The 19,005-nt window shown below is 61.9% G+C and carries 17 protein-coding genes; 5 read left to right on the forward strand and 12 right to left on the reverse strand.

Going from position 1 to position 19,005, the window contains the following annotated elements:
- Positions 1-13: 13 nt before the first annotated feature.
- From virB11 to ABDW49_RS26820, 8 genes are read right to left on the reverse strand one after another with little or no spacing between them, the layout of a single operon-like run.
- Positions 14-988, reverse strand: a complete 975-nt coding sequence (virB11, locus tag ABDW49_RS26785) for a P-type DNA transfer ATPase VirB11 (RefSeq protein ID WP_343616799.1) — start codon at positions 986-988, stop codon at positions 14-16.
- The gene (locus ABDW49_RS26790) at positions 985-2,067 is read right to left on the reverse strand and encodes a TrbI/VirB10 family protein (RefSeq protein WP_343616801.1); all 1,083 of its coding nucleotides are present in this window, start codon (positions 2,065-2,067) and stop codon (positions 985-987) included. Before ABDW49_RS26790 ends, virB11 begins: the two co-directional genes overlap by 4 nt.
- A gap of 13 nt (positions 2,068-2,080) precedes the next feature.
- Entirely contained in the window at positions 2,081-2,785 is a 705-nt protein-coding gene (locus tag ABDW49_RS26795; RefSeq protein WP_343616802.1) for a TrbG/VirB9 family P-type conjugative transfer protein, read from the reverse strand.
- The gene (locus ABDW49_RS26800; RefSeq protein ID WP_343616803.1) at positions 2,782-3,930 is read right to left on the reverse strand and encodes a type IV secretion system protein; all 1,149 of its coding nucleotides are present in this window, start codon (positions 3,928-3,930) and stop codon (positions 2,782-2,784) included. Before ABDW49_RS26800 ends, ABDW49_RS26795 begins: the two co-directional genes overlap by 4 nt.
- Entirely contained in the window at positions 3,927-6,308 is a 2,382-nt protein-coding gene (locus ABDW49_RS26805; RefSeq protein WP_343616804.1) for a VirB4 family type IV secretion/conjugal transfer ATPase, read from the reverse strand. The genes ABDW49_RS26800 and ABDW49_RS26805 overlap by 4 nt, the downstream gene beginning before the upstream one ends.
- Entirely contained in the window at positions 6,298-6,582 is a 285-nt protein-coding gene (locus tag ABDW49_RS26810) for a VirB3 family type IV secretion system protein (RefSeq protein ID WP_343616806.1), read from the reverse strand. Before ABDW49_RS26810 ends, ABDW49_RS26805 begins: the two co-directional genes overlap by 11 nt.
- Positions 6,583-6,587: 5 nt before the next feature.
- Positions 6,588-6,890 (reverse strand): TrbC/VirB2 family protein, encoded by a 303-nt coding sequence (locus ABDW49_RS26815; RefSeq protein WP_343616808.1) that lies wholly within the window; start codon positions 6,888-6,890, stop codon positions 6,588-6,590.
- The gene (locus ABDW49_RS26820) at positions 6,887-7,471 is read right to left on the reverse strand and encodes a lytic transglycosylase domain-containing protein (RefSeq protein ID WP_343616810.1); all 585 of its coding nucleotides are present in this window, start codon (positions 7,469-7,471) and stop codon (positions 6,887-6,889) included. The genes ABDW49_RS26815 and ABDW49_RS26820 overlap by 4 nt, the downstream gene beginning before the upstream one ends.
- 153 nt (positions 7,472-7,624) lie before the next feature.
- On the opposite strand from ABDW49_RS26820, the gene ABDW49_RS26825 reads away from it, so the two are divergent.
- Complete coding sequence (locus ABDW49_RS26825) at positions 7,625-8,551, forward strand: intradiol ring-cleavage dioxygenase (RefSeq protein WP_343616812.1); 927 nt, start codon at positions 7,625-7,627, stop codon at positions 8,549-8,551.
- A gap of 326 nt (positions 8,552-8,877) precedes the next feature.
- Positions 8,878-10,398, forward strand: a complete 1,521-nt coding sequence (locus tag ABDW49_RS26830; protein WP_343616814.1) for a hypothetical protein — start codon at positions 8,878-8,880, stop codon at positions 10,396-10,398.
- A 1,636-nt stretch (positions 10,399-12,034) separates the two neighbouring features.
- Here the strand turns inward: ABDW49_RS26830 and aac(6') are convergent.
- Complete coding sequence (gene aac(6'), locus ABDW49_RS26835; protein WP_343616817.1) at positions 12,035-12,496, reverse strand: aminoglycoside 6'-N-acetyltransferase; 462 nt, start codon at positions 12,494-12,496, stop codon at positions 12,035-12,037.
- 281 nt (positions 12,497-12,777) lie between these two features.
- Here aac(6') and ABDW49_RS26840 point away from each other — a divergent pair, with 281 nt between their 5' ends.
- Positions 12,778-13,416, forward strand: coding sequence for an NAD(P)H-dependent oxidoreductase (locus ABDW49_RS26840; RefSeq protein ID WP_343616819.1), 639 nt, complete (start codon positions 12,778-12,780; stop codon positions 13,414-13,416).
- Positions 13,417-13,587: 171 nt separating this feature from the next.
- On the opposite strand, the gene ABDW49_RS26845 is transcribed toward ABDW49_RS26840, so the two are convergent.
- Positions 13,588-14,070: a nuclear transport factor 2 family protein gene (locus ABDW49_RS26845; RefSeq protein ID WP_343616821.1), complete on the reverse strand. Its 483-nt coding sequence runs from the start codon at positions 14,068-14,070 to the stop codon at positions 13,588-13,590.
- Positions 14,067-15,188, reverse strand: a complete 1,122-nt coding sequence (locus ABDW49_RS26850; protein WP_343616823.1) for an alkene reductase — start codon at positions 15,186-15,188, stop codon at positions 14,067-14,069. Before ABDW49_RS26850 ends, ABDW49_RS26845 begins: the two co-directional genes overlap by 4 nt.
- 107 nt (positions 15,189-15,295) lie before the next feature.
- On the opposite strand from ABDW49_RS26850, the gene ABDW49_RS26855 reads away from it, so the two are divergent.
- Both ABDW49_RS26855 and ABDW49_RS26860 read left to right on the forward strand, forming a co-directional pair.
- Positions 15,296-16,216 (forward strand): LysR family transcriptional regulator, encoded by a 921-nt coding sequence (locus tag ABDW49_RS26855; protein ID WP_343616825.1) that lies wholly within the window; start codon positions 15,296-15,298, stop codon positions 16,214-16,216.
- Between the two features lie 312 nt (positions 16,217-16,528).
- Complete coding sequence (locus tag ABDW49_RS26860; RefSeq protein ID WP_343616826.1) at positions 16,529-17,314, forward strand: DUF4886 domain-containing protein; 786 nt, start codon at positions 16,529-16,531, stop codon at positions 17,312-17,314.
- Positions 17,315-17,604: 290 nt separating this feature from the next.
- Here the strand turns inward: ABDW49_RS26860 and ltrA are convergent, their stop codons facing one another.
- Complete coding sequence (gene ltrA / locus ABDW49_RS26865) at positions 17,605-18,936, reverse strand: group II intron reverse transcriptase/maturase (RefSeq protein WP_343613260.1); 1,332 nt, start codon at positions 18,934-18,936, stop codon at positions 17,605-17,607.
- Positions 18,937-19,005 lie beyond the last annotated feature (69 nt).

Consider the following 19,005-nt stretch of genomic DNA (forward strand, 5'->3'; position numbering starts at 1 on the left):
GGCGGCGATCCGGTCAGAGGTCGCCGCTGCCGCTGCCCAGGCAGGCGATATCGACGATCCGGCGCTGCCCCCCGTCCCGCCCCAGCACCACCACCACATCGATCACCGATGCGGCATAGGCCAGCGTATCGGCCCGGCTGAGCCCCAGTCCCGATTGCAGCACCATCAGCGCCAGTTGATCGAGCGCCCCGCGCGCGCTGTTGGCATGGATGGTGGAGAATGAGCCTTGATGGCCGGTGTTGATGGCACGCAGAAAGGTCACCGCCTCGCTGCCGCGCATTTCGCCCAGCACGATCCGGTCGGGGCGCAGGCGCAGGCTGGCCTGCAGCAGGTCCCCGGTGGTCACCTGCGCCTCGCCCTGAGCCTCGCGCACCGCCACCAGACCCAGCGCATTGGGCGCGCAGAGGCGGATTTCAGGCGTATCCTCCACCGCGATGATGCGATCCTGCACCGGCACGGCGGCGAGCAGCGCGTTGAGAAAGGTGGTCTTGCCCGTCGATGTGCCCCCCGCGATCAGGATCGTGCGCCGCTGCGCCGCCGCCCGCTTCAGCCAGCCGATGGGGTCGCCGTCGCGATCCGGCGGCAAGGGTGCGCGCGGCGGGAGCAAAGGGCCATCGGGGCGCCAACTGTCCAGCGGCAGATCGGGCAGGCGATGGCGGCGGATGGCCATGGCCCAATGCCGCCGCGTGGCTGGCGGCGCGACAAACTGGATGCGCGCGCCATCGGGCAGCACCGCGCCCAGCAAGGGGCTCTGCCGATTGATGCCCTGATGGCTGATGCGCGCCACCTGCTGGGCCAGTCGGCCAAGGTGTCGGTCAGTCAGTTCGGGAACGGCGTGGCAGGCCATGGCGGCCTGCCCAGCAGCCTCCACCCAGACCTCGCCGGGGCGGTTGACCAGAATTTCGGTCACCTCCTCCCGGTCCAGAAAGGAGCGCAACGGCTCCAGAGCGGCGGCGAGGAAAGCCCCCTCAGCGACGATGGCGCTCATGGCTCGACGGTCGAGAAATCGAGATCGCGCGCGATGAACACGCGGATCGGCGTGCCCACCCGAATGCGCACGGTGGGCGGGATCTGCGCATCGCGCTGCGCCGCGACCGAGGCCGCGCTCTGCCCGCTGGAGCCGATCACGACACTGGTGCCGGAGCCCACCAGCGCCCCCGCCCCGCCCAGCACCGAAAGGATCGCGGCAGAGCCGAAGCGTTTGAAGAAATGACCGTTCACCTCGCCCGACAGGCCCGAGCGGCCCGAAAACTCCACCGCCGGCGAGCCCAAAGCCACACTGACGCCATCGGGGCGGATCAGGCGGCTCCACATGACATAGGCCCGCGTCTGCCCGACGGCCAGGCCACTTTTGTACTGGCCGATCAGCCGCGAGGAGCGAGGCACCACCACCTGCGATCCATCGAAGGAGCGAATATCCTGCGTGACCACGGCCCGCACGAAGCCGGGCAGATCGCTGTCGATGGCGGTTTCCAGAATGGCCGGGATCAGCGTTCCCTGCGTGAGCGTGAACGCCGGATTGGCCAGACGGCTGGCGCTGGCGGTTTCCACACCGCCGCCCGCGATGCGGCTGGCGAAGGCGTCGTTCTCGGCCAGCGGCCCGGCTGCCGGGGCCGCGCCGGGGGCGGTGGGTTTAGTCGCAACTGCCGGGATCACATCCATCGGCGCATCATAAACCATCACCGGCGAGGCCAGATGATCGGGCGCCACGACTCCCGCTTTCGCCAGCGCGGCCTGCTGTGCCGGTGTCAAAGCGGGCGGCGGCGTCATCGAAGCGCTTGCCGGAATAGCGTTTACAACTGCGGTTGGCGTGGGCGACAACGCCGGGGTGGATGCGACCTCGTCATCTGCGCGAACAGGCTCTGCCGCCGGGGCTCGTCCGAGGGAAAGGAACGTGACCGCGCCCAGCGTCAGTGCAATGGCGGCGCCCGCCAGAAGGCCCATCCGGTCGCTGCGCCGCGTAGCACTGGCCACCACGGGAAAGCTGTTGGTGGAGGCCTCCGCCAAATCCTCATCCGACAGGCTGGCGCGCGGATCGTTGCGGGCGGAAAGGGGCTGTGAGCTCATCGCAAAGAGGCTTTCATCGGCAGGCGGTGGCATCGGGACAGTGCTCCAGCGTGGCGGTGGCATTGCCCGCGCGCAGGATCAGCCGCAGGGGCAGGCCATCGATCACGATCAGCCCGTCGCGCATGGCATAGTTGACCGGGCCTTCGGTCTTGCCGTCGCTGGCCAGCACGGCGGGCAGGTCCCGGCCCTGCGGCCATGACAGATAGGCCGAAGTACCGTCATCGAACACCCGGTCGGGCAACAGAGCGGTGTCACCGCCCCGTTTCCACGCGAAATTGAGGCGGGGCATGGCGGCCGGTTCCTCGGGTGCGGCTGGTTTGTCCGGTGCGGCGGCGTTGGGCGCAGGCGCGGGCGGATAGGCGAAGCTGACATGATAGAGCGGCGTGCCTTTCGCCGAAGCATGCAGTTCGAACAGGTAGATGTGCCTGTCGGTGATCACCGTCATATTGGTGACCGGAGCGCGGGCACTGACGGGTTTCAGGAATATCAGATTGGCACGACGGTTGGGCGTCACCTGCCACAAGGCGGAATCCCCGATGGCGATGTTCTCGACCCGCTCGTCAGGCGACATGGCGATGGCCGCCTCGAAACCGGGGGTGGTGGTGATCGGCACCACCACGCCGGGCTGCCATGGCAGTTCCAGCACGCGGCGGTCGGCGGCCGGAGCAGGCTGGGCGATCAGCAGCGCCAGCGGCAGGACAAATATGCGCGGGGTCATGAGCGTGTCTCCTGCCAGGGTGCGGGTCGGCGCAGGCTGCGCCCGACCTGTGCCGCGCGGCTGGTCCCCTGCCCCCCGACCGGCGTGGTGGCGTTGGTGATGGTCGTGATCGAGGACGACGCGGCCCCGCCGGTGCGGTGCCCAATCGCCATCACCATGTCGCGCACCCTTTCATCGGCCTGTGTGTGAGCCGCACCGAGCGCTGTTCCCGCGCGCGGGGAGGCAAAGGATTGTGCCTGCGATCGCGCATGATAGGCCGTCTGAGCAAAGCTCTGGCTCGCCTGCCTGGGAGCCGCCGCATCGGGCGAGAAGATCCGCCACTGCCCGGTGATATGGCCCGCCACCTTCAGCGACAAACCCATCAGAGCCGCATGGATGATTGCTGCCATCAGCACTGTGACGGCCTGCGCCATGGGGATATCGCCGGTGTCCAGTGCCGTAACCATCGGCCCAAGCACACCCACGGCGCCCACGCCGATCAGCACCGCAAACAGCGGCACCAGCGCGAACAGCACCGTCGCCTTCAGCCAGCCCTCGGCCAGCCCGCGCCCGCCACGAAACAGCGCCAGCACCACAAAGACCGGCCCCGCCGCCAGCAGGGCCGCCAGCACGATGCGGCTGGTGACCAGCACGCCCACCGTGCCCAACAGGAAGATCAGCGCAGCCCATGTCAGCAAATCGGCGGGCGTGGTGCCCTTGGCGTCACCCTGAGCCGCACGGGCGCGTTCCGCAGCCTCGCTGATGGCGGTGAAGATGTCGTCCAGCCGACCGGCAAAGGCGTGGGACGCGCTGCCCTTGATGCCCAGCATGGCGCCGGCCAGTTCGTCTGGCCCGGCGGTCAGGGCGCTCCAGACCACCGTCTGATAGGCGGCCCAGCTGGTGGCGAAGGTCAGCACCAGCCCCAGCACCACAAAGCGTGGCCCCAGCGTGCCCAGCCCGATCGTCAGCCGCCCGCTGAGCAGGCCAAGCGCCAGAAAGCCGACATAGAGGGTGAGTGCAATGGTCAGCGCCGCCGTCAGCGCGCCATGCGTGCCGAACAGGCGGGAAAAGGCGCTGGCCGTGGCCTGCGCGGAAAGGCAGTCGACCGCCCGCAGGCTGTCGGCGATGCTGAGGCCCGAGGGTGAGGCGATGGCCGGGCAGGTCATGCCGCTTCCTCCGCTATGCCGGGCCAGTCCGCGCCGGTCAGCGCAGGCAGCCAGAGTGCGGGGTCATTCCCGAGCTGGGCACGTAGCGCATCGAGCTGGCGCACGCTGCCCTCCCGCCCGGACAGCACGGTGAGAAAAGGCGCCATACCCTCCATATCCAGCCGCACAACGGCGGAGTCCTGCCCCTGGCGGATAAGAAAACAATGGCTCGCCACCGGCAGGGCGCGGATCAGCTCAAGCTCATGGGCGGAAAGGCCGAAGCCTTCGCAATAGTCCTCGGCCCGGGCGCGGGCATTGGGGGTGAAGATCATGGTGGCGGTCTGCTCGACCAGCGCGGCGGCGATGCCGCTGTCCAGCGCATCGCGTGCCGATTGGGTGGCGAAGCCGACGATGGCATTGCGTTTGCGCAGCGTCTTGAGCCAGTCGCGCAGCCGCGCGGCGAAGATGGGGTCGTCCAGTGCCTTCCAGCCCTCGTCGACAAGGATCATGGTGGGCGATCCGTCCAGCCGCTCCTCGATGCGGTGGAACAGATACATCAGGGCAGGGGTGCGCAAGGCGGGCGTATCGAGCAGGGCGGTGATGTCGAACCCCAGCACGCGCTGGTCGAGGTCGAGCCGGTCCTGCGCATGGTCGAACAGCCAGCCTTGCACGCCGCCCCCCACCCATGGGGCAAGACGGCTGGCCAGATCGCCGGGGCGCGGGCGGTGATGCCCGGCCAGCAGCTCGCCCAGATGCGAGAGGCGGCGCAGGGGCGGCGCGTGATCGTAGAGCGTCTCCACCGCATCGGCGATGGTGGCCAGCTCGCCCGGATCGCCAGCATCCAGCAGGCAGGCGAGGAAATCATGCAGAAAGGCGCGGTTGCCCGGTGTGTCTGGCAGGCTCAGTGGATTGAAACCGGTGGACTGGCCCGGCACCAGCCGCGTGTAATGCGCGCCCATCGCGCGCAGGAAAATTTCTGCGCCGCGATCCTTGTCGAAGAAGACGGTGCGCGGGGCCACCTTCTGCGCCTGCGCCGTCAGGAAATTGAGCACCACCGTCTTGCCGCTGCCGCTGGGGCCGATCACGGTGAAATGGCCCAGATCGCCCTGATGGAAATTGATGTAGCGCGGCGTGGCGCTGGTGGTTTCCAGCACGCTGATCGCATCGCCCCATTGGTTGCCCCGCGCCTGCCCCGGCGCAAAGCCATGCAGCGAGAGGAACCCCGCCGCATTGGTGCTGGAGATCATCGCACGGCGCACGGCATAGCTCTCATTGCCGGGGAATTGTGCCCAGAAGGCGGGCTCCAGATTGACATCCTCGCGCACGGCGATGGCGCCTGTTTCGGACAGGGCATGGCGGACGGCGGAACAGGCGGTTTCCAGCGCGGCAAGTGTTTCGGCGCGCACCATCACGCTCAGATGATGGTCGCCAAAGCCCGCCTGCCCCAGCCCCAGCGCATCACGCGCCGCGCTCATCTGCGCGCGTTCGGCCAGAGCATCGGCATCGGCGCTGGTCAGGCGGCGGATGGCCAGATCGATCCTCTCGCGCGCCACTTGCCGGTCGGCGGGGGCATAGGTCTGGGTCAGCACCATGGGGGCGGGCACGCGCAGCATGGCGTCCACCAGACCCGCGCGGGTGGTATCGGGATAGTCCTTGATCGAGAGGATCGCCGCGACATCGCGCGCATCGGGACGGCGCGTTTCCAGCGCCTCCAGCCCGAAGGAGACGCGGGCATAGGGCAGATGATGGCCCAGATCGACACCCTCCAAGGGCCGGGCCACCGCCTGCCAGTCGCCGTTGTAGATGGCCGAGAGCAGTTCGAGCGGCTCGGAGCGGCCATCGGGGCACCCCAGCAGCCTTGCGCCATAGGGGGCGAGGCCGGAGAGCAGCGCCTCGCTGGCGGCGGAGAGTTCACGGCGTAGGGCCGGATCGGCCTCAGGGCTTACCCTGCGGCCAAGGCGTTCGAGCAGACCCACCTTGCCGCGCGGCGGGCGGCGCACCAGCGTCACGAACTGCTCATTGATGAAAAGCTGGCGATGCGAAAGCTGGTCTTGCCATGCCCCGTCGAGCGCCGCGGAGAAAGCATCGGGGAAACGCGCGGGCAGCGCCACGGAGACGGCGCGGCGCACCACATGGTGATAGAGCACAAAGCCCGCATCCAGCGCCGAGCGCAGCATCACATCGCGCACCGCAAGCATATGGTCGAGATGCTCGGCATCCTCGGTTTCGAAGGGCAGGCCGGGCACCACCAGCACCTGCATCAGCGCCCCATCGCGCAGGCGCAGCGTCTGGGGATCAAGATGAGCGGCATAGGGCAGACGGTCGCCCGCGCGGGCTTCTCGCGCGCTCCATGCGGCGGGGCCCAACCAGCCTCGGGGCCATGTGCGGTCAGGGCGCATAGGAATTGCACCCCCAATGTCGCCAATTGCGCACGCGCGGGCAGCGGCTGACGCGGGTCAGCCACAGGTCGAACACACGCGGTTCGCGCAGGCAGGCCAGATAGCCCGCGCCATGGAGGACCAAGGCCAGTGGCAGAACCCAGAAGCTGCGCAGCACCAGAAAGGCCTCGGTGGTGGCCGCCATGTTGATGACGAAAAAGGAAAAGGTGACGCCGCCGAACATCTGCGGCCGGGTCAACACCCGAAACACCGGCGCACGCCCCAGCCCCGCCATGGCGCTCAGCCGCCCATGCTGGCGGCGGACTGGATGCCCGCCACGATGCTGGCCGCGCCGAACAGGATGAAGCAGCCCAGAATGACCGTCGCCCCGAAGCGCCAGTTCATGCGGCCCGTCAGCATCATGAAACCCACCATGGCCACGGCGATCACCGCCACGGAGGTCGCCACCTGCCCCAGCAGCGTGTCGCGCACCCAGGTCAGCGCCGAGACGATGGGACCTGAGCCAGCAGGCCCTCCACGGCTAGCCGCGAAGGCCGGTGTGGCCCAGAGTATGACGGACAGGGACAGAATGGTGCGCCTCATTGGCCGTCTCCGGATGTCGTGGCGATCAGGCGGTCGGTTATGGCGCGGACATAGTTGCGGGTTTCCGCGATGGCGGGCACGCCGCCAGCCCGCTCCACCCGTCCGGGCCCAGCGTTGTAGGCCGCCAGCGCAAGCTCCAGATTGCCGCCGAAATGGTCAATCTGTTCGCGCAGATAGCGCGCGGCGCCATGGATGCTGGCCTGCGGATCGCGTGGGTCCACGCCCAGATGGCGGGCCGTGGCGGGCATAAGCTGGCCCAGCCCGACAGCGCCCGCGCGTGAAACGGCATTGGGGTGCCAGCGGCTTTCCTGCCAGATCAGCGCCCCAAGCAGAGCCGGGCTGAGCGACTGGCGGGCGGCTGCGGCCTGCACCGTGGCGGCATAGGAAGCAGGCGCGAAGGAAGCGGTTGGGGCGGTAGCGCGGGCCTTCGCGACAGGCTCGGCGCCTTCCTCGCGCCATTGCACAGTCATGGCGCCCCGACGCCAGCTTTGGCCACCATCGGGGGCGATGTCGAGAACATCGGCATGGGCCGAACCGGGCCAGCAGACCCATGCTGCCAGAAGAGGAATAAGATGTCGCATCCTGCTTTGCTGACGCGGCCCAATTGCAGCAGGATTTCACCTTTGTTGCAGATGATCAGCCGATCACCATCGGCGCTCTTCTCCTGAAATTCGCAGGAAACACAGGCGCACAAGACTTGGCAGGATCAACCCACTGCTTCAGGAGAAAACCCCATGCGCGAGAGCGACAGGGACGAGGATCACGCTCACGGTCTGATGAGCGACCTGCCTGCCCTTGAAAAACTGACCCTGGCGCGGCGGCGCGCGCTGATGTGGTTCGCTTCAGCGGGCACGATGGCCACAGTCGCGGCCTGCGGCGATGGCAGCGGCACCTCCTCGTCGAGCAGCTCGTCCTCCTCTGCCGCATCGAGCAGTTCGTCCGCTGCTTCCTCGGCATCATCCTCGGCCAGCAGCAGCACTTCGACGACTTCAGGCAGTTGCGTGGCGGATTCGGTGGAAACAAACGGCCCCTACCCGGCTGACGGCACCAACACCTCCGCCGGGGCCACTTCCAACGTGCTGACCGTCAGCGGTGTGGTGCGCTCGGACATTCGCTCCAGCTTCATTTCCTCCACCACCACGGCTTCGGGAGTGCAGGTGAAGTTGACGCTGACGCTGGTGAATGTGAACTCAAGCTGCGCGCCGATCTCGGGCGCCGCGATCTATGTCTGGCACTGCGATGCGGCCGGGCTCTATTCGCTCTATTCCAGCGGCGTGACCACCGAGAGCTATCTGCGCGGCGTGCAGGTTACAGATGCCAACGGAGAGGTAACCTTTACCACCATCTATCCCGCCTGCTATTCGGGGCGCTGGCCTCATATCCATTTCGAGGTCTTCCTGAACGGGCTGGGCACCTCGCCCAAGGGCACCACCTCCTCGCTGATCTCACAGTTGGCGATGCCTGCCGCGATCAACACCGTCGTCTTCAACAGCGATTCCCGTTACAGCGCCAGCATCAGCAATTATTCGAAGATCTCGCTGTCATCGGACAATGTATTCGGCGACAACAGTGCCGCCGTACTGGCCCAGCAGACGCCATCCATGTCCGGCAGCATCGCCAACGGATACACGGCCACCGCCACAATCGGGATTGCTGTTTGAGGATTCAGGTCATTCTCAAGCGTGAGCGGCGATGAAAATGCACTGACGAAGAGCGTTAAAGAAATTCGCCAACCCCACCCTATTCTTTGGAGAATACATGAAAATAAATTCAATATCCGCATTCGTAATGGACCCCATTTGGAAGGGTGGCGAGTGACTGTATTTCCTAAGGCGAATTTCCAGTGATCGAATAATCAAGAGGTGATTTTCACAATCCATGACTTAAGTGCGTCAACCCAATATCAGCAGTGATAGATGCAAAATTCGAGAAATTTCTCAGTCACATCCTCAAACCGATCATCCCGACTGGATAGAAACGGTACATCATGCTAAAGATTTCTCCCAACTTTTGCGCCTTGCCCGATAGGGCACCCGCGCACAGCAACGATGACAATCCGGCATATCGAGAGATATTTATAGCGTTCGCAGGTTTCGTGCTTGCCGCTTTGCTGATCCGCGGATCAACGTTTGGCTACCCTTTATTGCATATCGACGAGCAATTTTATTTGTTGGTCGGTGATCGCATGCTACATGGGGCGCTGCCATTCGTAGATATCTGGGACCGCAAACCGATAGGGCTTTTTGTCATATACGCCGCCATCAGATTGCTGGGTGGGTTAGGCGTGGTGCAATATCAGCTCGTGGCAACAATGTTTGCGGTTTGCACTGCACTGACAATCTATCGGATTGCGCGGATGGTGGCAAAGGCACCGGGCGCCTTTTGCGCAGGCCTTGGTTATTTGCTCTGCCTGTCTGGTTATCTCTGCTTCGGTGGCCAAGCTCCTGTATTTTTCAATTTGCCTGTGGCGCTGGCCGCTTTGCTTCTCTGTCGCCTGATCACTCAGGGCGCGCACGCCCGGTTGCTTAGCGGTGGTCTAGCTGTGATGGCCTTGATAGGTCTTGCCCTGCAGATCAAATATACCGTATTGTTCGAGGGGATTGCTTTTGGCTTAGCGCTGATGTGGCTGGGATGTCAGCAAGGCTGGTCAAAACTTCAGCTTGCAATGATCAGTTCTGGATGGGTGGCGATGGCTTTGCTCCCAACGTTCGCCGCTTTCGCCTTTTATATCACGATTGGTCACGGACATGAATTCGCTTATGCGAATTTCCAATCCATTTTCGCCCGATCGAAAGATGCCGAAGACGCTTTTAGCCGCTTAGCAAAGGAAATGGGGGCGCTGTTACCCATTTGGCTTGCTATCTTTTTAGCACCAAGTATCCTTATGCAACCGATTCACCAGAACCAGCGAGTGATAGCCTTTCTTCGGTTCTGGTCGGCAGTCGCCATTTTTGGCTTTCTGATGTTTGGCGTGTGGTACGATCATTATGTCGCACCTATGCTAGTCCCTCTCTGCATCCTTGCCTCTCCCGCGCTCGGCCGTCGGTGGCGAGATGGAATGCTTTTCACGGTCGCATTTCTCCTCGTTGGCATTGGGGCCGCCTTTGGGGTGACCCGTTACACAATGCATCATCAAGGAACCATCGAACAGGTGGAGAAGCTCGCTGCCATCATTGATCGAGAGCGTAAAGGTGCTTGCGTCTACATCAATGAGGGCGATCCGATTCTCTACCAATATACTCACGCCTGCCTCGTCACCCCTTACATATTTCCCAACCACTTAAATGGTACGGTTGATTTTTACGCGCTAGGCGTCGATGGCATGGGTGAAGTACATCGTATAATGAATAGTCATCCCCGAGTGGTAGTGATGTCCAGCGAACCATCTTCAATCCCGCCGAACTGGCCGGTACGCCTCTACATCAAAGGCGTGCTTCAGCGAGATTATCGACTCGCTGATCATACAGTCGTGGGGTGGCGGACATTCTTGATATACCGCTTAAGATAATATTGAAAATCGATGAGGCGCTAGGTATTTACAGAATGAAGTTTTGATCAATCTACGCAACCATATCGATGATTTCGATATATAAATAATAATTTAATTAAATATGATGATAAAGTTATAGATTTTTGGCAGCTGTGACAGAATTGATCAAGGCATTTGGCGTAACAATCATGCATCACATAATGGCGACATGGCGATTTTGACGTGTTTCCGGCAGCAATAAATTTCTGGTATTTTTCCTCGAGACGAGATTTATATCGAGCGGCGAACAGTAACGCATGTAAAAAGCTTGCCAAACGTTGGCGCGGCCGCCGATCTTGCCCCGCGGTGTAGTGTAGCTGGGGCGATTTCGGCTGAGGGCGAAATGACACCCTGAGCGAACGCGGGCAAGTGGGCGGATTTTCGGCAGGCCTCTTCTGGCAAAATGCCATAAGCAACTGTGATGCCTATGAAGCCAACGAGGTTTTAATCGACAGTGGCGTGCTATGGCGGTTTTTAAATTTCGGAAGGCGACTGAAGCAGATCCGCTGCGAGGCCGGGTTCCAGCTGAACACTACGACATTGTAAGCGAGAGTGAGGTCTTCGGCACCATCCAGCTACGTCTCGGAAACACTGACTATATGCGTTTTTATGGCTGCCACGTCGGTTATAGCGTTGAACCGCAATATCGCGGTCATGGATGCGCCGGTGCAGCAATCAAGAAACTAAATTCGATCGAGCGGCGACACAGTTTTCATGAAATCTGGATCACCTATCGTCCGGATAATCTCGCCCCTTAGCGCACTTTGGAAAAATCGGACGCGACCTATGAGAGAACGATCAATGAGCCCGTAGACAGCGATCTATATGCGCGCGGTGATTTGCAGATGCGCCGATATTGCCTAACGATTGGCCTGTAAGAATTGCCGCTTTCAGAATAGGGCGCTACCAGCAGCAAAGACGGGTCAGCGGGGCTGCCTTTACAAACTTATTGGGCGTGGATCAAATGACGGTCAGCTTCTCGGGGTAACGCCCGCCCCTCCGGCAGAATAGTCGCCAGGTTCCCTGCCGCGCTCAGTGGCAAGTAAGGCGAACAAGGCGGTCCAACGAATGCGCACGGAGCCCAAGCCGGATATGGGGACCAATGGTGCTGTCACCAACAACTCTGTCCCGGTTTCGCCCCGGCACGACCATCGCCCATCCCGGTGTACCGCGCTCGGTAAATGCGGCCTCCAAGTCAAATTCCGCGTATCTTCGGCCTCCCGGCTAAAAAACAAGCTGATGTTCCAAAAGGCATTCTTGGGGCGCGGTGGGATCAATGCCCGTTCCAGAGGGACCCTTGGATCGCGCTGCTCTGGCGTGTACCCAGAACCGCTTCAGCGCGCTTGATCCAATGGCTGTTAGGCACTCTGCGCTGACCTAGCTGCCGTTTCCGGGTCCGATTGACCTCGTCAAAAGCTGCCGCTCATACACCTTCCTTGCAGAGCCTTGATTGTCAGGCGTTGGGACAGACCCGCCGTATGCGAGGCCATCGGCAAACGGCGACTTCCACCGCAGCCTGCCATTCCGGACCAAGTTTGGCCCTTCCCTCGTAGATTCGGAATTACCATGGGGATCGGGAAAGAGGGTCGTGTCCTTAGGTTTCCAGAACGAAATCCTACAAAGACTGTCGAAAGTAGACAACCCGTTCCGTCTCAACGAAACCGATGGCCGCGTGGAAGGCATGGCTTGCATGGTTGTCTAGGGGTGCGTCAGACGCGAGTTCAGCGCAGCCACGTTCCCGTGCCCAACTCTGCACCGCCAGCGCGAGCCTCGTGCCGATCCCTGTACCTCGACGTTGCGGGCTAACATAGATGCCTTCAAGGAAAGCCACCGGCGAAGTATCGCAACCGTTCACGTAGTCGTAACGCAACTCGGCCTCTGCAAAGCCGAAAGGGCATCCCTTTTGGTCCGAAGCGACGAACGCAGCGGACACGTCAAGGCCTCTACCAAGCATAGCCACCACTTCCGCGCGATGCTCATCCACTGACCCATCCGGCCAAAGCTCTGCCCTCATGGCAGCTAAGGCATCTATGTCGAGTTCAACGGCGGTTCGAACAATCATGACAGAACTGTGCATCAAGATTGCGGAGGTTGGCAATCCCCGGTCGGCGCTTTCCCGATTCCTGAAAACGACTGTCGGCGAGGACGGCCCGGGACTTCCCCTTGGGCAAACTGGTAATGGCCATATGTCGTCGAGATCTGCCGGTTTGGTGCTGCCGCGCCTTGTATCGACGGGTCTCTGCAATCTCCTCTTCTAGTTCTTGATTGGGGACCGTAGCAGAAATATCTATAGATAAGCGGTACCGCATCCTTTCCGCGCGAACCGCCTTTCCCCCGTGGGCTAGCAAGGAAGCTGACATGAGCACGCTTATCGAGAAACTGTCCTGGCGCTATGCGACCAAAAAATACGACCCTGCCAGGACTGTCTCGACCGAGAGCATCGAGCGGATCATTGAGGCCGTTCGGCTGACCGCCACGTCGAGCGGACTCCAGCCCTTCGAACTGCTGCTGGTGACCAATCCCGAGATCCGCGAAAAGATCCGCGCAGTGTCCTGGAATCAGGCGCAGGTCACCGATTGTTCGCATCTGCTGGTTTTCGCGGCCTGGGACGACATCACCCCCGAGCGCGTCAACATGATGTTCGATCTGACCAATGAGGTGCGCGGCTTTATCAACGAGGGCTGGGAAAACTACCGGCAGCAGTTGCTGAGTATCGTTGCCGGTCGCGGCACCGAGGCCAATTATCAGGCCGCAGCCCGCCAAGCCTATATCGGATTGGGATCAGCACTCGTGGCGGCAGCCTTCGAGGAGGTGGATGCCACGCCGATGGAAGGCTTCGATCCCGAGGCCGTTGACGAAATCCTTGATCTGAAGGCTCGCAATCTACGCAGCGTGATCCTGCTGCCGCTGGGCTATCGGCAGGAAGAAGGCGACTGGCTGGTCAACCTCAAGAAGGTTCGCCGTGACCGGGCCAGCTTCGTCACTGAGGTCCAATAATTATCGCACAGGATGGTGGCATCTTTCACGAGATTGTCACCATCCCGCCGCTCACGCTGAAATGCGGACATTCCAACCTTCATACCCAGGTCTTCAATCCTGCCCTCCATTCATCACTCTCTTCCGAGATCTTTTGGGGTGGCCTGTCGATCCAGCCCCGCAGCTTCGCCCTTACGCCGTATCCTCGGACGGGTCCGCAGAAGGCCAGATGACATCCAGCCTCGTCTCGCTGATCCGCCATGCGCCATCGATCCTGCGATAGCGATCATGGTATAGGCCCAGCAACAGCAGCGGGTTGGGATCGAGCTTGGATGCCGTTTCGAAATCCACCAGATAGCAGCTCCCCTCTGCCGTATCAGGCCCGGTCAGCGCCACCTGATGGTTGGCGATGACATGCAGGAAGGGATAATGGTTGCGACCATCGCGGTCGAATTGGCGATAGGCCTCGGCCAGCCCGGCCTTGATCGTGTCGATCCCTTGCATCGCGCCGATGGTCACCTCCACCAGCGCATCCACGGCAAAGACTCGATCCAGCCCATCAATGTCGCCGCTGTCGAGCGACTGGGAGTATCGCAACCGCAATTGCCGAATGTCCTCGATGTCCAGCAAGGCTGCGAGGCGCATCTCCATGGAGGTCATTGTTCCCTCGCTCACGCTGCGCTTCCCGCTTCGGTGTGTTCAGCCCATGTCGGGTAATCGGTATAACCCTTTTCACCCGACGGGCCGTACCAGGTGGCACGTTCAGGCACCGCGAGGGGATGACCATGCTTCAGCCGGTCGACCAGATCGGGGTTGGCGATAAAGGGGCGACCAAAAGCGATAAGGTCAAGATCGCCCGACGCCAAAGCGCGCTCGGCACTGTCCCGGTCAAAACCGCCCGCCGCCATCAACGTACCGCGATAGGCCTGACGGAAGGCATGACCGAAACCCTCGGGCATCTTTTCGGCGCCAATCGTCAACTGGTCGCTCAGATGCACATAGGCGAGCGGGCGCTCGTTGAAGGCCGCCGCCGCCGCAACCCAGGTCTCGGCCTCATCGGCATAGGGCTGCATGTCGAACAGGCGACCGAAGGGCGAGATGCGAACCCCGACGCGATGGCCGCCCACCTCAGCGATCAGCGCATCGAGCGTTTCCAGCATGAAACGCAGCCGGTTCTTGATCGAGCCACCATAGCAATCCGCGCGCTGATTGAGCGCACCATTGACGAATTGTTCGAAGAGATAGCCATTGGCGCCATGCAGTTCGACGCCATCGAAGCCGGCATCCACCGCCATGCGCGCCGCGCGTACGAAATCCCGCGTGATCGCCGCGACCTCCCCGGTCTCGAGCGCGCGCGGCTCGCTCACCGGCACGAGGCCGGGCTGGCCATCCGCGTCATAGGAAAAGGCGCAGGACGCGGCCCCCCGCGTGGCGGCGGGGGAGACCGGCGCCTTGCCATCGGGCTGAAGCGAGCTGTGCGAGACGCGGCCGACATGCCAGAGCTGGGCGAAGATCCGGCCTCCCTCGTCGTGAACGGCATCGGTCACCCGCCGCCAGCCGGCGGCCTGCTCCGCTGTGTAAAGCGCGGGGTTGAAGAGATAGCCCCGCCCCTCCATCGAGACCGGGGCGCCCTCGCTGACGATCAGCCCGGCGCTCGCGCGCTGGCGGTAATAGAGCACGGTCAGCTCGTCCGGGATCGTGTCGATGGCCCGGGCGCGCGTCATCGGGGCCATGACGATACGGTTCGGCAGCGGGAGACCGGCGAGGTCGAATGGCGAGAAGAGCTGGTTCAAGGTGCATTCCTTGCAAAGCGATGGCAGCAGGTTCCCGATGATCTATCCTGCGATCTGTGCGAAATAATCCCCTTGCGAGGCACATCACTTCATCCCACAGTTCCGGAATGATCCATCAGGACCGCTTCACAGGGCTCGCCGAATTCGTCACCACCGTGCAGACCGGCAGCTTTACCGCCGCAGCGTCTCATCTCGGCCTGACGAGTTCGGCCATCGGCAAGAGCGTTTCGCGCCTTGAGGCGAAACTCGGCATCAAGCTGCTGCACCGCACGACACGGCGGCTGACGCTGACCCCTGAGGGCCAGGACTATTTCACCGCCTGCCAGCGCATTCTCGAGGATCTGGACGGGGTCGAGACCGGCATCACCACCGGGCGCGACAATCCGGTCGGCACGATCCGCCTCAACCTGCCCGCCGCTTTCGGGCGCCGCCATGTGATGCCGGTGCTGATGGAGCTGACCGCCCGGCATCCGCGCCTCGATCTGTCGGTAATGTTCTCTGAACGCACCAGCGACATCGTTGACGAAGGGATCGATCTGGCGGTGCGGATCGGAACTCTGGGCAATGATGCCGACCTGACTGCCAAACGGCTTGGCACCCAACGGTTGCTGATCTGCGCCTCACCGGCCTACATTGTGGCACATGGCGCGCCAGCGACGCTGGACGCGTTGAAGCAGCGCGATTGCATCATTGGCTGGCGTCGGATTCCGCGGCCGACTTGGCTGCTGAAGAACGAGGTCGGGGATTGTGTCCCTCACGAAATCCATGTGCGGCACGAATTCAGCGACGGCGATGCCATGGTACAGGCCGTGCTGGCTGGCGGTGGTTTATGTCAGCTGCCCACATGGCTGATTGCACAGGAATTGGCGGCGGGCCGTTTGGTTTCGGTCCTCGACCATTATGCCGGGGCCGAAATGCCGATCCACGCCGTCTGGCCGACCTCCCGCTATCTCCAGCCGAAAATGCGCACCGTCATCGACGCGCTGACCGAAGCAGCCCACAGGCCCGGATCGGGTTTTGAGGCCTAAAAGCCCTTAAACGCAGCCTCTTGCTGCTCGCACAGTCGGACAAAGGCGACGTTCGCTGACAAAGCCGCCATACAGGGCCTTAAACGCGATCGTCACAAGCGGGCCTTCATTCATCCAACACTCCAGAGCTGAACCCTCCGGCAAATCCGGAGCGGTTCACCCCCTCCAAGCCGCTCAATGCTGCAATCCTCGACTTCATTGACCGACCAGCGAACGTATCTCGTGTCATTGAGGCCAGAAGGCTTTCCCGCCTGCCTCACCCTATGCCCTACAGATAAGTGTTTTTGAACGTTTCGCAGTTTAATGAGAGGTATGCTTACCTTCCGCTCATGTTTACTCGCCATGCTATTGGGCAGTCTGTGCTGGTTCGAATTTGGGCAGGATTACTCCGCCACAGAGTTCGGACAGATTGCCCGGGATCAAACCGACCCTCGCCCGCCCCGCCGCATTCTCATCATCGGCAACAGCCGGACATCGCACAATGACATGCCTGGCATGCTGCGCCACATTGCAGACTCTGCTGGCGCGTCGCAAAAATATGAAATCCTGCTGATCGCCCCCGATGGCTCAAGCTTTGAAAGCCTTTCTCAGGATTGGAGGGTACAACGCGAAGTCGTCCGTCCATGGGACGATGTCGTTTTTCAGGGAGAAAGCCGGGGGCAATCAAGCGAGAACCAGGCTACGAACTTCATGAGCCACGGCCTTTCATTGCTGCAATCCGTGCATCCCCGCAGCGGGCAATCGGAACTGATCGTGAATTGGGCGTATGATCGCTCCCTCTATACCAACGACGAGAGCCGGGCGGATCATTACCAGAAAATCCAGAAGGATCATCTTGAGCTGGCTCGGCGAAGCAATGCCTTGCCTGTGAATGTCGGCAACCTTTGGGAATATCTGCGCCAGAGCCAACCCGAGATTGCGCTGACCGAGGACGGCAACCATCCTACTGTGGCAGCAAGCTACTTCGTTGCCCTATGCCTCTATGAAGCACTTTCAGGGTCAGATGCGGCTAGGGTTTCATGGGCTCCGGAAAGATTATCCTCCATAACCGCAAGCAACATTCGCAACGTTGTGAGCCTGCATCGCAACGAAATCTGAGACCGCTCAAATTTGGATCTTTGTTTTCCGGCTAAACCAAGCGGTTTTCTGACAAGTCCCAGGATTACCTACGCTGACATAGCTGCCGTTCCCGGGCCCGATTGACCTAGTCAAACGCTGCCGGTGGCTCACCTCGTAGGCAGCGGTTCTGATAGGCCGCCCTTGGTAGAGTCGGGAGGTGACGCGGTGACGTGCGGCGCGCCTGTGGGGCTTGCCAGACGTTCCGTTTTCACCCCCCGCTCGGCGAACCGGGCGTGCAGATTTCCCGCACCCGGCTCTCGGACAAGACATCACGCCTTCGCCCACGACGAGCCACGTCCAAGCTTGGTCAGGCGTACGAGGCCGATGGTCTCGTAGAGGTACTCGTCTGGATAGGTCCGAGCCCTGCGTCGCTTGCCTCGATGTTTGATACGCAGCCACCGACGCACCCGCACCAACGTATAGCTGTCGACGGCCCGGTATGCCTTGCTCGTTGTGCCGACCGAGAAATAGTTGGCCCAACCGCGTAGCACCCGGTTGATCTTGGCTATCAGTACTGCGGAATCCTGCCACGTAGACGTCATCTCGGTCAGCGCGTGGATTTTCTCAACCGCGTGCTTGATGCTCTTCTTCGACGGTCGGTAGCCCATGCGGGCTCTTCCCGTCGTCGGAGAGTACATCCGACCGAATGTGTATCCCAGAAAGTCGAACGTCTCGTCCGGTACCTTGCAGATGCGTGTCTTTTCCTCGTTCACCGTCAACTTCAGTTTGCCCATCAACCTGCGCATATGGTCGAGCGCAGCTTCCGCGCTGCCCTTCTGGCACAGGATGACGAGGTCGTCGGCATAGGTGACGAGCCGAGCGCCAAGACGTTGCCCAAGACCGAGCTTCCGCCACCCCAACACGAACCGGCGCATGTACAGATTTGCCAGCAATGGTGAGATGGGTGACCCCTGCGGGATGCCGCGTCGCTGATCCTTGGCCACCGTCGTTCGTGTCTTCCTGCCTTTGTCGTCGGTTTCCTCGACAGCGCAGTCCAGCCACAGTCTGATCAGATGCAGCACGCGTGGATCGACGATCCGGCGGGCTAAGGACTTCATCAGCTCGGGATGGGGAATGCTGCCGAAGTAGTCGGCAAGGTCGGCGTCCACGACATCGGGACGACCATGGAACAGCTGATCCTCCACCTCGATCACGGCCTGCTGAGCATTACGCCCAGCTCGGTAGGCATAGATCTCCGGCGGAAGGTCGGCCTCAAAGATCGGCTCCAACACCAGCATTGCTGCTGTCATGCAGACCCGATCCCGCACGGTGGAAATGCCCAGCGGCCTGAGTTTGCCATTGGCTTTCGGTATATGGACCCGCCTGATCGGTTCCGGTCGATACGTCTCCTCTCTGATGGCACGCGCCAGTTCCGCCAGCCACCGCTCGACGCCGTATGCCTCAATATCCGCGAAGTCCTGACCGTCTATCCCCGGTGCGCCCTTGTTGGAGCGGCACTGGGCATAGGCATGCGCCAGAATGTCGTCGCGGCTGATCTTGTCGTACAGCGCGTAAAAGCGATAGTCGGCTTCCGCCTTCGCTTTCGCGTGCAACGCCGTCTGCAGTTTCTGGACGCTTTTCGGAGTTGATAGGTTTCCCAATCTCGCGGTCCCTCACTACTTGGTGCGTTCGCCTTGAACTGAGGCTCCTTCCCTCCACCGGCATTACCC

Origin of the sequence: Novosphingobium sp., from assembly GCF_039595395.1 — a bacterium.
In the GTDB taxonomy this organism is placed as follows: Bacteria; Pseudomonadota; Alphaproteobacteria; order Sphingomonadales; family Sphingomonadaceae; genus Novosphingobium.